Origin of the sequence: Pseudonocardia broussonetiae (genome assembly GCF_013155125.1) — a bacterium.
In the GTDB taxonomy this organism is placed as follows: domain Bacteria; phylum Actinomycetota; class Actinomycetes; order Mycobacteriales; family Pseudonocardiaceae; genus Pseudonocardia; species Pseudonocardia broussonetiae.
The window spans coordinates 5,629,995-5,643,818 of the sequence record NZ_CP053564.1 but is presented as its reverse complement, the minus strand read 5'-3'; the positions used below and the strand labels follow the sequence as shown (position 1 = coordinate 5,643,818).

The 13,824-nt window shown below is 72.5% G+C and carries 13 protein-coding genes and 1 pseudogene; 6 read left to right on the top strand and 8 right to left on the bottom strand.

Annotated elements, in window-relative coordinates:
• Window positions 1-103 precede the first annotated feature (103 nt).
• Both HOP40_RS27360 and HOP40_RS27355 read left to right on the top strand, forming a co-directional pair.
• Window positions 104-784 (top strand): response regulator transcription factor, encoded by a 681-nt coding sequence (locus HOP40_RS27360; RefSeq protein WP_172163920.1) that lies wholly within the window; start codon window positions 104-106, stop codon window positions 782-784.
• The gene (locus HOP40_RS27355) at window positions 784-2,085 is read left to right on the top strand and encodes a HAMP domain-containing sensor histidine kinase (RefSeq protein WP_172163917.1); all 1,302 of its coding nucleotides are present in this window, start codon (window positions 784-786) and stop codon (window positions 2,083-2,085) included. Before HOP40_RS27360 ends, HOP40_RS27355 begins: the two co-directional genes overlap by 1 nt.
• Here the strand turns inward: HOP40_RS27355 and HOP40_RS27350 are convergent.
• The 7 genes and pseudogenes from HOP40_RS27350 to HOP40_RS27325 all read right to left on the bottom strand — a co-directional run bounded on the left by HOP40_RS27350 (window position 1,981) and on the right by HOP40_RS27325 (window position 7,190).
• A complete protein-coding gene (locus HOP40_RS27350) occupies window positions 1,981-2,532 on the bottom strand; it encodes an ANTAR domain-containing protein (RefSeq protein WP_172163914.1) in 552 nt (183 codons plus the stop codon). The genes HOP40_RS27355 and HOP40_RS27350 overlap by 105 nt on opposite strands.
• Window positions 2,533-2,602: 70 nt before the next feature.
• On the bottom strand, window positions 2,603-3,127 hold the full coding sequence (locus tag HOP40_RS36130) for a hypothetical protein (protein ID WP_240157302.1): 525 nt from the start codon (window positions 3,125-3,127) through the stop codon (window positions 2,603-2,605).
• Between the two features lie 98 nt (window positions 3,128-3,225).
• Window positions 3,226-3,639: pseudogene (locus tag HOP40_RS36865) on the bottom strand (DUF2306 domain-containing protein); the annotation flags it as partial.
• Between the two features lie 238 nt (window positions 3,640-3,877).
• Window positions 3,878-4,648 (bottom strand): CPBP family intramembrane glutamic endopeptidase, encoded by a 771-nt coding sequence (locus HOP40_RS27340; protein WP_172163911.1) that lies wholly within the window; start codon window positions 4,646-4,648, stop codon window positions 3,878-3,880.
• Between the two features lie 33 nt (window positions 4,649-4,681).
• Window positions 4,682-5,509: an ABC transporter permease gene (locus tag HOP40_RS27335; RefSeq protein WP_172163908.1), complete on the bottom strand. Its 828-nt coding sequence runs from the start codon at window positions 5,507-5,509 to the stop codon at window positions 4,682-4,684.
• Complete coding sequence (locus tag HOP40_RS27330) at window positions 5,506-6,426, bottom strand: ATP-binding cassette domain-containing protein (protein ID WP_172163905.1); 921 nt, start codon at window positions 6,424-6,426, stop codon at window positions 5,506-5,508. The genes HOP40_RS27335 and HOP40_RS27330 overlap by 4 nt, the downstream gene beginning before the upstream one ends.
• On the bottom strand, window positions 6,423-7,190 hold the full coding sequence (locus HOP40_RS27325; protein ID WP_205346940.1) for a CPBP family intramembrane glutamic endopeptidase: 768 nt from the start codon (window positions 7,188-7,190) through the stop codon (window positions 6,423-6,425). The genes HOP40_RS27330 and HOP40_RS27325 overlap by 4 nt, the downstream gene beginning before the upstream one ends.
• A 325-nt stretch (window positions 7,191-7,515) precedes the next feature.
• Here HOP40_RS27325 and HOP40_RS27320 point away from each other — a divergent pair, with 325 nt between their 5' ends.
• The 3 genes from HOP40_RS27320 (at window position 7,516) to HOP40_RS27310 (ending at window position 11,582) form a co-directional block, all read left to right on the top strand.
• Window positions 7,516-8,190, top strand: a complete 675-nt coding sequence (locus tag HOP40_RS27320) for a response regulator transcription factor (protein ID WP_172163902.1) — start codon at window positions 7,516-7,518, stop codon at window positions 8,188-8,190.
• 78 nt (window positions 8,191-8,268) lie between these two features.
• Window positions 8,269-9,519: a sensor histidine kinase gene (locus HOP40_RS27315; protein ID WP_172163899.1), complete on the top strand. Its 1,251-nt coding sequence runs from the start codon at window positions 8,269-8,271 to the stop codon at window positions 9,517-9,519.
• Window positions 9,516-11,582, top strand: coding sequence for a GAF domain-containing sensor histidine kinase (locus HOP40_RS27310; RefSeq protein WP_172163896.1), 2,067 nt, complete (start codon window positions 9,516-9,518; stop codon window positions 11,580-11,582). The genes HOP40_RS27315 and HOP40_RS27310 overlap by 4 nt, the downstream gene beginning before the upstream one ends.
• On the opposite strand, the gene HOP40_RS27305 is transcribed toward HOP40_RS27310, so the two are convergent.
• Complete coding sequence (locus tag HOP40_RS27305) at window positions 11,465-11,890, bottom strand: response regulator (RefSeq protein WP_172163893.1); 426 nt, start codon at window positions 11,888-11,890, stop codon at window positions 11,465-11,467. The two genes, HOP40_RS27310 and HOP40_RS27305, sit on opposite strands and share 118 nt — an antisense overlap.
• Before the next feature lie 1,403 nt (window positions 11,891-13,293).
• Here HOP40_RS27305 and HOP40_RS27300 point away from each other — a divergent pair.
• A complete protein-coding gene (locus HOP40_RS27300; RefSeq protein WP_172163890.1) occupies window positions 13,294-13,740 on the top strand; it encodes a histone-like nucleoid-structuring protein Lsr2 in 447 nt (148 codons plus the stop codon).
• The last annotated feature ends 84 nt before the right edge of the window (window positions 13,741-13,824 follow it).

Below are 13,824 nucleotides of genomic sequence, written 5' to 3'. Positions count from 1 at the left end.
TGTGTGAGTTGGCTGAGCCGTCCCTTTCGTCAAGCTGAGCGCTTACTGAGCGCTTCGAGGGGGAACGTCCGGCCTAGCCCGACTGGTCCGAAAGGAGCGGCGCGTGAAGCAGGACGTCACACCGAGGCTTTTGGTCGTCGAGGACGACTCGGCCGTCCGGGATGCCCTCACCGGAGCGCTCGTCGCCGAGGGCTACACCGTCCGGGCGTGCGCCGACGGCCTGTTCCCCGACTCCCTCGTCGCCGAGTTCGCGCCCGACCTCGCCGTCCTCGACGTCCGGCTCGGGCACGGCCCGAGCGGATTGGCCGTCGCCAGGCGCCTGCGTGCCGACCGCGACCTCCCGATCATCTTCCTGACCGCGGCCGACGCGGTTGAGGACCGGCTGGCCGGTTTCGACGCCGGCGCCGAGGACTACGTCACCAAGCCGTTCGCGATGGCCGAGCTGCTGGCCAGGGTCCGGGCGCTCCTGCGCCGTTCCGGACGCCTCGACAGCGGATCCTGGACGGTGGCCGACCTGACCGTGGACGAGGCCGCGCGTCGGGCCCACCGGGGCGACGCGGACCTGATCCTGACCAAGGTCGAGTTCGATCTGCTCAGCGCGCTCGGCCGCAGCGCCGGGCGCGTCCTGTCCAAGGGGCAGCTGCTCGCCGACGTGTGGGGCTTCGAGGACTACGACCCCAACGTCGTCGAGGTGGCGATGAGCGGGCTGCGGCGCAAGCTGGAGGCCAACGGTCCACGACTCGTCCACACCGTGCGCGGTGTGGGTTACGTGCTGAGGCCCTGATGCGCACACCGTCGCTCCGCAGGCGGGTGGCGCTCGCCAGCACCGCGGTCCTCGTGACCGTGCTCCTCGCCATCGACGCCTTCCTCTACGTGACCCTGGACGCCCACCTCGAGGTGGCTCTGGACGAGGTGCTCGACACCCGACTGGGGGTCGCGGAGCGGCTCGCCGCTCAGTTGCCGCCGCAGCAGCTCCCCGGGGCGCTGACCGAGCTCGGCATCCCGGCCTCGGTCCGGAGCCCGTCCGGGGAGCTGTACGAGGCGGCGCCCGTGACGCCCCGCGTCGGGCAGTACGTGCCCCCGACCGCGCTGACCCTGCCCCGAGTCGAGCGCAACGTCGTACTGCCGGACGGGGAGAGCCTGACCGTCTACGCCTCGCGGGCGGGCGTGGACGCGACGCTGCGGCAGCTGCTCCTCCTCGAGCTGTTGGGCACCCTCGCCGCGATCGTGGTCGCGTTCGTGCTGCTGCGCTGGGTCAGCAGGATGGCGCTCGCCCCGCTCGGGCTCGTGGTGGACACGGCCGAGCGCACCGCCACCGGGTCGTCCGGGCTGCGCCTGCGCCCGGACCGGCCGCACACGGAACTCGGCCGGGTCGCGGCGGCCTACGACCGGATGCTCGATTCGCTGGAGGCCGCCGTCCGGCGGGCCGAAGAGTCCGACGAGCGGTCGCGGCGGTTCCTCGCCGACGCCGCGCACCAGCTGCGCACCCCCGTGACCCGCATGCGCACGACCGTCGAGTCGATGTTCCGCGCCGACGACGCCGAGGACCGCGACCGGCTCCTCACCACGCTCGTGCGCGAGACCGGGCGCACCCGCAAGCTGCTCGCGGCGCTGCTGCGGGTCGCGCGGCTCGACCGCGGTGGTCCGCCGACCCGCACGCCCACCGACGTCGAGGCGATCTGCCGCAAAGAGGTGGAGCGCGCCGAACCGTTCGCCCCGCACCTGCGGTTCACGCTCCGGGGAGATGTCGACCTACCGCTCGTCGAGATCGACGAGGAGGGGGTGCGGGAGGCGCTGTCGAACCTGCTCGACAACGCGCGCCGGCACGCCAGGGAGGAGATCGTGGTGGAGGTGCGGGCCGAGGCGGGCGCGGTGCGGATCTCCGTCGGCGACGACGGACCCGGGGTGCCCCTGGCGGACCGGGACCGCATCTTCGAGCGGTTCGCGAGCCTCGACGACAAGGGCGGTTCGGGTCTCGGACTACCCATCGCACGCGGGGTCGCTCGCGCCCACGGCGGCGACCTCGTCCACACGGGCCGCGCCTTCGAGCTCGCGCTGCCGATCCCCGCCGCTGCCCGGTCGTGAGAACGGCCGCTCGAGCAGGCGGTGCAGTGCGGCGAGGTCGTCGGCCGGCACCACGTCCGTGGTTCTGGGGAACCCGGAGAGCTCGAGGCCGGAGGGGCACAGCACCACCAGGGCGGCCGACGTCGAAGCATGCAGCTCGGTGAGCAGGTCCACGCCGCGCGTCACGAGCAGCGCGGCGTCGATCACCACGACGTCCGGGTCGTACTCGCGCACCGCGGCGGCCAGGAGCGCGGCGCGGTCCAGCAAGGCCAGGATGCGGACGTCATGTGCGTTCAGCACTGCCCGCAGTGCCACAGCCAGGCCGGTGTCGTCCTCGCATACGACCGCCGACCGGGACACTCTCCCGAGCCCCACAATGGCACCTCCGGCGAAGAGTGTGGTGCTGCTGCCTGTGCCCCAGCTGTGCTGAACCTGAGCCGGAGCTGAGCGCCGCAACCACACCGCCACCCGTCGCTCCATCGGTGTGCCCGCAGTGGCGGGTAGCGCAGGTTGAGCGGGTGCTCAGCGCCAGATCGCCTCATTCGGCGTGGACGTCACGCAGCTGCGCGGCGACTCCACTGATGACACGGGCGAACGCGGCGGTGCCCGCGACGACGTGTGTCGGGGTGTCGAGGACGGCCAGGATCTGTGCTGGCAGGGTCGCCAGGCGCGGCGAGCGCGGTCGCATGACCGCGGCGATGCCATGGGCGCCGAGCTCGCGCAGCGCGGCCGGAGTCGGCGCGGCCGCGAGTAGGTCCTGGATCCCGCCGCGATCGAGGCGAGGCCCCGGCAGGCGCTCCAGGGCCGGGTGGACGTGCAGAAGCGCGTCGCGCGTCCGGTAGGCCAACATCGTGGATCGCCCGGCGAGGTCGTCGTCGGAGCCGGCCGGTACCGACAGCTCGGCGAGGGTCTCACGCTCACCGGCTCGACTGGCTGTTCCGCCAGACCAGTCCGCGCAGGCCGGAGGTCCGGCGGCTGCAGCAAGGCCCTCGACATCGACCCGCGGATCCTCGACCTCGACCTCGACGCCGATTGACTTTGCAACGCCGATGATCTGAACCACAGCCTCCGCGATCCCAAGGTGGGTCTAGTTTGCGCGCGTCGTGAGAACGGCGGCGCGAACGGCGCGGAGCCTCGCTCGGCGCGCAGCAGCATCTCGGCGACGATGAGGTTGGGTATCCAGCACAGGAAGGGCACGATCGTGTATGCGGCGAGGAAGTCGCCTCCCAATGCGGGCACCAGGACGGCCAGCCACAGGCGCAGCGTCACCGCCGCGTAGGTCAGGGCGAACGTCCGGACCATCCAGCGGCGGTGGACGGCGATGTCGCCGCGGCGGATCGCCCGCAACCCCAGTGCGGCGAAGCCGACCCACAGGATCGCGAGCGTGCCGAACCCGGCCGTGCCGACGGGGCCGGCCAGGCTCATGGGCGCTAGTACGAGTCCGCCGACGCCGCCGACGGCGATGCACACCAGCACGACCCGGCCGACCGTGCGGTGCAGCCGTGGGGCGCGGACCCGCACGCGCTCGGCGAGCTGCACCGTCGACAGCAGCAGCGCGAGGCCGCCGCCGACCACGTGTGCGTAGAACGTCAGCTGCGCCCACTCCGGTCGGTCCGCGTAGTTGGCCGCGAGCTGGTTGCCGCCCTCGGCAAGGCCGGGCAGGGAGTCGGTAGGTAGCGGAGCGGGGCGAACACCGCGATCGCCGCGGCGGTGAGCGCGAGCCACCAGAGTCCGCCCGTGCGGAGCCGGGTCGAGCGCGGAATCGTCGTCGTCATCATCTCGTCCTTCCGGGCGGCGCGGGGTGAGCGGACGGTCAGCCCGCGAGGAGGGTGGGTGCGACGTTGAGCAGGAACCCGAGCCCGTTGAGCCCGACGTGCACGGCGATGCCGATCCGGATGTCGCGGGTCCACCAGACGGCGTAGACCGTCGGCAGGAGCACGGTGGCGACGGTGACGACGTCCCAGGGCTTCCACAGGTGGTAGACCGCGAAGAGGCTCACGTTGAGCAGCGGGGCCCACCCGGCGAACCGGGCCAGGCGGGGAAGCAGGTAGCCGCGGAAGTAGAGCTCCTCGACCAGTGGTCCGAGCACGACCAGGATCAGTGCGTAGCCGACCGCCGTGAGTACCATGGCGGTCCCGGTCGCGGTGTCGGCGATGTCGGCCGGGAGGGGGTTGATCGCCCAGCCCGGCACCCGGGCGAACACCGTCTCGATGAGCAGTGGTTTCAGGTCGCCGACGAGCATCGGCGCGCCGAGCAGGCCCCACGCGAGCAGGCCGAGGACCAGGAGGGCCTTGCGCCAGGTGAAGGGGCCGGGCCGGTAGGGCAGCACCGAGGTGAGCGACCAGCGGCCGGTCCTGCGGTGGGCCTCGCGCAGCAGCCACCCCAGCTCGGCGGCGACGACCGCCACCGCCGCGGCCAGGACGCCCGCGGCGATCGCGGGGTAGCCCGCCCCTATGACGACGGGGGCGAGGGCGAAGAACAGCGTCGCCGTGGCGATCCCCGGCAGCAGGTGCAGTGCCAGCGATCGGGCGATCGTGTGCTGGTCGACGAGCGAACCGTCGACGATGCGTTCGCGGGTGGTCATGGTGCTGTCCTTCCTGCGGTGACGGTCCGGGGCTCAGGCGTCCCGGCGGATGAGGACGAGTGCGGCGGCGCCGAGACCGAGTGCGGCCCAGGCGGTGTAGACGGCGAGGCCGGTCCAGGGGCCCAGGCCGCCGTTGGCGGGGGTGATCTGCAGGACCGCGTTCCCGGCGTTGCCGGGCAGGTAGGGCAGGACCGCCGCGGCCACGGTCTCGGGGAGCAGCGTCCCGATGCTGGGGACGAGGTGGAGCAGCGCCACCAGCGCCGAGACCGCGCCCGCGGTGCTGCGCAGAAGCCAGCCGAAGGCGGTGGCCAGCACCGCGGTGACGCCGAGGGCGAGGGCTCCCCCGAGTACCGCTCGGGCCACGCCGGGCGAGGTGAGGGAGATCGTGAGACCGTCGGCGGCGACCACGGCGCGGGCCACGAAGAAGGTCGCCAGCAGTGTGGCGGCGCTCAGGGCGGTGGTGACCGCGCCGGCTACGGCCGCCTTGGCCCATACCAGCGGCAGCCGGGCGGGTACGGCGGTGACCGAGGGCAGGATCGTCCTCGTGCGGTACTCCCCGCTCACCACCAGCACACCGAGCGCGATCACCGCGAGCTGGGCGAGCGCGAACCCGCTCAGCGCGCCGCCGGTCGGGTCGGCGGCGATGGCCTCGCTGCCCGGGGGGCTGTGCTGCACGACGATGCCGATCGCGGTGAACGCGCCCATCCCGAGCAGGGACACCATGACGGCGAGCACCGCCCAGAAGGTGGACCGCAGGCTGCGAAGCTTGATCCACTCCGAGGAGACCACGCGGCGGCGGGTGACCCGCACCTCGGGTTCGGTCGTCGCCGCGGTGGTCGTGGCGGCGCTGGTGGTGCTCATGCGGCGGCCCTCCCGGGGCTGGTGGCGCGGTAGCGGACGTCGTGCTGGGTCATGGCGTGGTAGGCGTCCTCGAGTGAGGCGTGGACGGGGGTGAGTTCGGTGAGCAGGATCCGGAAGGAGAGCGCGACCCGCGCTATCTCCTCGGCGGTGCGGCCGGTGACCGACAGCCCGCCGGTCCCTGTGTCCGTGATCGTGACGCCGTCGGCGGACAGGAGCCGCGACAGCTCGTCGGCCTGCGGGCTGCGCACGAGCACCTGCCCCGATGCGGACGCGGTCAGCTCGGCCAGTGACATGTCGGCGAGCAGCCGCCCCTGGCCGAGGATGACCAGGTGGTCGGCGGTCAGGGCCATCTCGCTCATCAGGTGCGAGGAGACGAACACCGTGCGTCCCTCCGCCGCGAGCCCGCGCAGCAGGGCGCGGATCCAGCGGATGCCGTCGGGGTCCAGGCCGTTGACCGGCTCGTCGAGCAGGACGACCTGTGGGTCCCCGAGCAGCGCGGCGGCGATCCCCAGCCGCTGCCCCATGCCCAGGGAGAACCCGCCGGCCCGTTGCCCGGCCACGTCGGTGAGGCCGACCGTGTCGAGCACCTCGTCGACCCGGCGCGGCCCGATCCCGTGGGTCGCGGCCAGCGCTCGCAGGTGGGCGCGGGCGGACCGGCCGGGATGCACGGCGTGGGCGTCGAGCAGCGCGCCCACCTCGTGCAACGGTGCGGCGTGCCGGTCGTAGCGATGCCCGTTGACCACCACCTCCCCGCTGGTCGGGCGGGTCAGCCCCACGGTCACGCGCATCGTGGTGGATTTGCCGGCCCCGTTCGGGCCCAGGAATCCGGTGACGACACCGGGGCGGACGGTGACGCTCAGGTCGTCGACGGCAGTCGTCGGGCCGTAGGTCCTGGTCAGGTTCCGGATCTCGATCATGACTGCTCCGTGGTGCCGGTGCGCCGGCTGAACCCGTCGGTCCAGGTGGCTGCCGCGGCCTTCTCGGCCTCGCGCCCCCATGGGCGGGACTCCGGGTGCCAGACCCGCCGGCCGGCGGCGACGAGCACGGTCAACAGGACGGCGGCGGTGACGACCTGCCACTCGCCGTCGACGGCGTCGAGATTGCCGGCCGCGTTCCAGGCCGCGTGCTGGACGCCGATGGCGAGGATGCTGCCGCGGGTGTCGAGCAGGTGCATGCCGAGCAGGTAGCGGTAGATGGGGGCCGTCGCGAACAGGACCAGCAGCCCGACCCAGATCTGCGACCACGTCTTGTCGCTGCCGAACTGCATCGGCACGTGGATGGCGGCGAACGGCAGGGCGGTGAGCAGTGATCCCACAGCCAGGCCATGGCGGGCCATCAGCCGGGTCTGGGCGAATCCGCCCCAGGCGGTCTCCTCCCACAAGTTGGCCAGCAGCGCACCGATGACGAGCGTGTTGAGCAGGTACCAGCCCGCCTCGACCATCCAGCCGCCGTCGGGGCTGCCCAGCGTCCCGGACGCGACCGCGAGTGCCAGGGTGAGTGCCGGCATGCCGAGCAGGACGACGGCCCAGCGGCCGAGGCCGAAGCGCCAGACGAGCACGCGGGAGAGCAGCCGGCGGGCCGCCCCCGGACCGTCCGCCCAGCGGGTGACCAGAAGCGCCGGTCCCAGCAGTGCGACGAAGAGCAGGACGAGGAGGAACGGCACATCGGGCAGGCCCGTCACGACAGGGACGGTGAGGGCGGGCCATCCGATGGCAAGTGCGATCAGTACGAACGTTGCGACCGGCCGTCGCCGGGCGCGGGTGTCCCGGTGCTGTGGGTCGTGCGTGGCGTCCGGTCGGTTCATCTCGGTGCGGGGCATAGCTCCTCCTGGGACGTCGGTGGTGCGGTTCCTGAAGCAACCGGGGACGCGCTCCGACGCTAGGAATGCGCTGGTTGCCGCGGCATCCGGCGGGCACCACGAACGGCGGCGGGGTCTCGCACCCCGCAGTGCGGTCGGGCTCCCCGGGTGTTGGGTGCCAGCCGCCCGCGCGGATACGGTGTCCGTCATGGCGCTGCGGGTCGTGTTCGCCGACGACAACTTCCTGGTCCGCCAGGGCACCGCGGCGCTGCTCGCGGAGGTCGAGGGCGTTGAGGTCGTCGCCGTGGCGGACACTCCCGACGGCCTGCTCGCGGCCGTCGCCGAGCACACGCCCGACGCCGTGCTCACCGACATGCGGATGCCGCCGACGTTCACCACCGAGGGCCTCGACGCCGCCCGGCTGATCCGCGCCAGGCACCCGCACACCGGTGTCGTGGTGCTGTCGCAGTTCGTCGAACCCGAGGACGTGGTCGCGCTGCTCTCCGACGGGGTCGCCGGGCTCGGCTACCTGCTCAAGGAGCGGGTCGCGCGGGTGGAGGAGCTGGTCGGGGCGCTGCAGACGGTCAGTGACGGCGGCTCCGCGCTGGACTCGCAGGTCGTGGAGACCCTCGTCGCGCGGCGGACCGCCGAGATCGACTCGCCGCTGGCCGAGCTGACCGGACGCGAGCTCGCGGTGCTCGGCGAGATGGCCACCGGCAAGAACAACATCGCTATCGCCCGGACCCTGCACGTCAGCGAGCGGTCGGTGGAGAAACACACCAACGCGCTGTTCGGCAAGCTCGGCCTGTCCGAGGAGCGCGACGTCAACCGCCGGGTGCTGGCCGTGCTCGCGTTCCTCGACGCCCGACCGCCCCGCCGCTGACCGCGGGGGAGGCTGGCACCACCATCACGTGCGGTACTACCCCTGTGCACCCGAACCCGGCGCGGCGAGAATGGCGCCGTGGAACTGGGCGGTTCGCCGGGTCCCCGGTTGCTGGAGCTCGCCGGGACCGCGGTGTTCGTGGGTGCGGTCTACGTTCTCGTGGTGCTCGGGGGCGGCGCGCTGCTGCGCATCGAGCGGCCCGACACGTCGCTGGCCATCCTGGCCACCGCCATCGTGGCGGTCACCCTGGAACCGGTCCAGCGGTCACTGCGCCGTCGGCTGGAGACCTCGCCGTATGACCGGCTCGCGGCGTTCGGCGCCGAGATGGCCGGCGCGGTGGCCACCGAGCAGGTGGCCCCGCGGATGGCCCGCCTGCTGGCCGAGGCCACCGGCGCGCGGCGGGTGGAAGTCTGGCTCGTCGACGACGACGGAGAGGCACCGGCCGCCGCCTGGCCCGTCGACGCCGATCCCGTCGACCGGTCCGCGCCCGGGGTCCGGGTGCACGACGTCGTCGATGCGGGAGAGCTGCTCGGCCGGATCGTGCGGGACCAGGGTGCCGGTGGGGGTCTCAGCCCGGTCGAGCAGCGGCTCGTCACGGACCTGATCAGCGAGGCGGGCCTCGCGGTGCGGTCGGTCGGCCTCACCGCGCGGTTGCGCAGGCGGATCGAGGAGAGCAGGGAGCGGACCGAGCAGCTACGGGCGTCGCGGCAGCGGGTCGTCGCGGCGGCCGACATCGCCCGCACGCGCATCGAGCGCGACATCCACGACGGCGCCCAGCAGCACCTCGTCGCTCTCGCCGTGCGGCTGCGGCTCGCCCGCACCGTCGCCGGCCGGGACCCGCGCCGGGCCGCGGAGCTGATCGCCCAGACGCAGGACGCCGCGAGCGCAGCGCTCGTCACGCTCGGGGAACTGTCGCAGGGGATCCACCCGCGCGTGCTGGCGGAGTCGGGGGTGGCCGCCGCGGTACGCGCGGCGACCGCCACCAGCCCGACCCCGGTGCACGTCACCGACACCACCACCCGCCGCGCCCCTGCCGATGTCGAGGTCGCCGCCTACTTCAGCTGTCTGGAAGCCGTCCAGAACGCCGTGAAGCACGCCCACGCCACGACCGTCAGCGTGGCTCTCGCCGAGACCGCACACGAGCTGACCTTCTCCGTCGACGACGACGGGTGCGGGTTCGCGGTCACCCGGGCCGCGGCCGGGTCGGGTCTGGAGCACATGCGCGACCGCGTCGAGACAGCCGGCGGATCCCTGACCGTGACCGGTGTGCCCGGGGGCGGCACGCGGGTCACGGGCCGGCTCCCAGCGCCGTCGAGGGCACCGGGGTGACCGCGCGGCGCTGGGCCTGGGCGCTGGCCGCGGTCACCGCATCAGGGGTGGCCGCCCAGCTCGTGCTGCTGGTCCTCGCAGGCGTGCCGCTGCTCTCGGCCGAGGCGCTGAACCGGACCTTCCCGTTCGTGCCGGTGGCGGCACTGGTCGGCGCGGTGGTCGGCGCGCTGGTCGTCGGTCGGCATCCCCGGCACCGGATCGGCTGGCTGCTCTGCATCGGGCAGGCCGGGACCGCCGTCGGTCTGGCCGCCCAGGCGCTCGGTGCCGGCGTCCTGGCACACGGTCTCGACGCGCCCGCCGTCGTCGGTCACCTCGCCCTCTGGGCCGGCGCGCTGTTCGGCGCCTCGTACGCGCTGGCCCTGCTCGGCGGCCTGCTCCTGCTCGCGCCCGACGGGCGGCTGCCCTCCCGCCGCTGGCGGCCGGTCGTGTGGTTCCTCGCGGCGAGCTACGGGCTCACGGTGATCGCTGTGCTGCTGACCCCGCCGAGCCGGATCGAGCTCGACGGTCCCGGCGACCTCGGCCAGCTCGCCACCATTCTTGGTGTCACCGGAGATCTCGGGATCACCCTCGCGCTGCCCGCCGGGGCGGCCGCGCTGGCCGTGCGGCTGCGCCGCGCGCGGGACGCGGAGCGCCGCCAGCTGCGCTGGATCGCCGGGGCGGCGGTGTTCCTGGCCGTGGCCGTCGTCGTCACCGTCGGGGTGAACATCGCACGTGGGGGCGACACGGCCGAGCTCTGGTACGCCGAGATCCTGCTCTACCTCGGCTACCTCGCGGTGCCGGCGGCCACGGGCATCGCGGTCCTGCGCTACCGCCTCTACGACATCGACGTGATCATCGGCAGCGCGGTGCGGCTGGGGGTGATGGCAGCGTTCGTCACCGCGGGCTACGTCGCCGTGGTCGTCGTGATCGGCACGCTCCTCGGAGGGGCGGCGGTGGGTTCGTCCCTGCTCGCCTTCGTGCTGGTCGCGCTCGCGTTCCAGCCGCTGCGGCGCCGGGTGGACCAGCTCGCCGACCGGGTCGTGCACGGCACCCGCGCGGCCCCGTACGACAGCCTTGCCGAGTTCACCCGCAGGCTGGCCGGCGCCCCCTCCGACCCCCGGCTGCTGGGTCTGGTCGCGCAGGGATGCGCGCAGGTGGCCGGAGCGGCGCGCGTCGTGGTCACGGTGGCCGTGCCCGGCGCGGTCGACCTCACCGAGACCTGGCCGGACGGGCCCGGGGTGGCGCCGGGCATGTCGATACCGGTGCGCCACCAGGGCGAGGTGCTCGGTGAGATCGGGCTGGCCATGACGCCGGGGCGGCAGCTGACCAGCTCGCAGCGCCGCCTGCTGGAGGAGTTCGCCGGGCAGGCGGGTCTCGCATTCCGCAACATCGCGCTCACCGCGGCGCTGCAGGCCAAGGCGGCGGCCCTGCACCGGTACCGCGAGGAGCTGACTGCGTCCCGCAGACGGCTGGTCCACGCCGCGAACACCGAACGCGACCGGGTCGCTGCCGCGATCCGGCGCGAGGTCGTCGGCCATCTCGAACCGCTTCCGGCCCGGCTCGGCCGGCTCGCCTCGCGCGTGCTGGACGACCCGGTCGACGTCGCGCACCGCCTGCAGCAACAGGAGGAACTCACCACCCGCAGCATCGAGACGCTGCGCACGATCACCGGCGGCGTCCTCCCGCCCTTGCTCGCCCGCCGCGGGCTGGCCGCCGCGCTCGAGTCCTCGGTCGGGCAGTCGACGGCCGTGGTCGTCGGTGACGGGATCGGGGAGCGGCGGTTCAGCACCGGGGTGGAGATCGCGGCGTACTTCTGCTGCATCGAGGCCGTGCGCGGGATGGCGCCGGGCGCCGAGCTGACCCTGGACGCTGTCGACGACCGGCTGCACGTCGTCGTCCGCGGGCACCGCTCCGGCGAGGACGACTCCGAGTTGCGCCTCGTCGACCGTGTCGAGGCACTCGGCGGTCAGGTCGTCGTCAGCGGGGCACCGGGCGGGCCGTCCGAGGTGCGCGCGGCGATCCCCGTGGCGAGCGCCCACACCGCAGCGAGCCCCTCGGAGCCGAAGACCGACTTGCTGATGTAGGCGACCGCCCCGCAGCCGGCCAGCTGACCGCCGAACGTGTCCTCGTCGTAGCTCGACACCAGCACGACCGCCGGGGCATCCGCGGACGACGTCAGCTGCCGCGCCGCCTCGATGCCGTCGATGCCGGGCAGATTGACATCCATCAGCACGAGATCGGGACGCAGCACCGGCACCGCGGCCAGACAACCCTCACCGGTCGCCTCCATGCCGACCACAACGAACGATTCGGTCGCGCCCACCACCTCCGCCGCGGCCAGGCGGAACGGTTCCTGGTCGTCGACGATCAGTACCCGGACCGGCGCAGCCATGCCTCACCTCCTCCCGACTCATTCTGTGCCGTCGCGGGTGGGCCGGGTCATGAGTGCCAGCCGCATGATCGAGGGCGGTCAGCCTCCCCACGGTTCCCGGTGGATGTCGTGGGTCTGCGAGCCTCGCACCGTGGACTGAGCACAGCTTCTGATCACCTCCGGATCTCCCCTCCCGCCGCGCACCTGTTCTCGCTCGGTCGCGCGGGCGCACACGGAGCAGGCCCACGTACCAGTCAGCGATAGGCAGCGTTGCAGACGGACGACCACGGAGCGTGCGCCGCGAGGTCGCGCTCGACTAGCCTTTCCTGCGCTCGATCGCCGACCGCGGCGTGCGGGAGCCGATCACCGTCCGCCGCCGCGCCGACGGCGAGCTGGTCGTGCGCAAGGGCAAGCGCCGCACCCCGGGCGCCAGTTCGACCATCTACCCCGTCCCGAGCACGCCGACCACGGTCCGACCGCGCGGATCTGCGGCCGTAGGGGGTGGCTGCGGCGGGCCCGGGAGCGCCCACAGGGCCGGCGGTGACGGCTCACGACCACGTTCTGACCACGCACCGACCACGTCAACGGACTTCAACAGCATGGTGCGGCAGATCGCTGACACGTGCGGGGAGCACGGCTTGCCGGTCCTGACCGCCATCTATCGACAGGGTCGGTAGTGGGGTGTGGACCTGACGCGACTGGACACGAATCTGCTGGTGTCCCTGGACGCGCCCCCTGAAGGAGCGCAGCGTGACCAGGGCGACGGCGCGCATGGGGCTGAGCCTGCCGGCGGTGTCGCGCGCGCTGGCCAGGCTGCGGAGGTAGGTCGGGATGAGCTGCTCACGCGCGTGGGCAACCGTACGAGCTGACGCCTGTGGCACGGAATGCTGTTCCGCCGGCTTCGCCTCGACGTGCGGGCGGGCGACCTCGCCGCCGGGCAGCCTGTGTAGGCCCGTCAGGGCTCGTCGACGTCCTCGACCATGCTCAGGGTTTGACGTGCCTGCGGTGCCCGTTTCCATGGCGCAGTCCCTTCGAGCACCAGCGACAGGTTGTCTACCGCGACCCGCGCTGCGACCGTCGCGACCTGGTCCAGCAGGGAACGATGTAGCCCGGGCACGTCCCGATCCGGGGCCGCCTAGATCGTACTCGTCAACGTCTGCTGCTCCTGCATGACCGGAGGATGCCCGACCACAGCGCTCCTCGCTGGCAGTTCAAGGAACGTCCGTGATCGCTGCCGTCGTGGCACAACTTTGACTGGTCATGATCTAGCGGGATGTGTAACGAAGCTGCCTTCTCGACCGAGCGAGCTGTAGCTCCGCTGCCCACGATCGCCGTTCTGAGTGTGCCTGGCGATTGTCATTCGTCTCGTCAGGTTGACATTCTGCAGAGTAAGGTAGTCGGACAACAATCGAAGGGAGGTATCCATGGCGAAGCACCTGGTGGAAACTCTCGTTGATGACTTGGATGGCACTGAGGCAGACGAGACGGTGTCGTTCGGGATCGACGGCCGGCAGTTCGAGATCGATCTTAGCGCTGAGCACGCCTCTGAACTGCGAGATCTGTTCGCCCCCTTTGTCCGCGCGGCACGCCGTGCTGGTGGGAGGTCGGCTCAGAAGAGGTCCCATCGTGCGAACTCGAACGCTACAGGCAAGTCGAAGGAGAAGAACGCGATCATCAGGGCCTGGGCGATGCAGAACGGCTTCTCGGTGTGGGAGCGCGGACGGCTGCCCTCGGCCGTGTTGACAGCCTACGAGAACCGCGACAACGCGGCTGCTGATCAGCCCGAGTCGGCTTCGGCTGAGCTGCCCACCTTGATCACTGAGGAGAAGTCGAAGCGGCGGAATCGCAGTAGGGCGACCATCGACGCCTAGTGCACGAAGCGCCAGGCACTCGAGTGAGAGACGCTGGGTACGCAGCTTCTGCAGGCCTGGTTCGCCGAGCGAGTTCAGGTGCGA

What these genes read in the sequence shown, in the direction of transcription:
- HOP40_RS27340 (WP_172163911.1), bottom strand. Translation starts at nt 4,648, where the DNA reads ATGACCACCCGCGAACGCATCGTCGACGGTTCGCTCGTCGACCAGCAC.
- HOP40_RS27305 (WP_172163893.1), bottom strand. Translation starts at nt 11,890, where the DNA reads ATGGCTGCGCCGGTCCGGGTACTGATCGTCGACGACCAGGAACCGTTC.
- HOP40_RS27330 (WP_172163905.1), bottom strand. Translation starts at nt 6,426, where the DNA reads ATGATCGAGATCCGGAACCTGACCAGGACCTACGGCCCGACGACTGCC.
- HOP40_RS27335 (WP_172163908.1), bottom strand. Translation starts at nt 5,509, where the DNA reads ATGAGCACCACCAGCGCCGCCACGACCACCGCGGCGACGACCGAACCC.
- HOP40_RS27355 (WP_172163917.1), top strand. Translation starts at nt 784, where the DNA reads ATGCGCACACCGTCGCTCCGCAGGCGGGTGGCGCTCGCCAGCACCGCG.
- HOP40_RS27320 (WP_172163902.1), top strand. Translation starts at nt 7,516, where the DNA reads ATGGCGCTGCGGGTCGTGTTCGCCGACGACAACTTCCTGGTCCGCCAG.
- HOP40_RS27300 (WP_172163890.1), top strand. Translation starts at nt 13,294, where the DNA reads ATGGCGAAGCACCTGGTGGAAACTCTCGTTGATGACTTGGATGGCACT.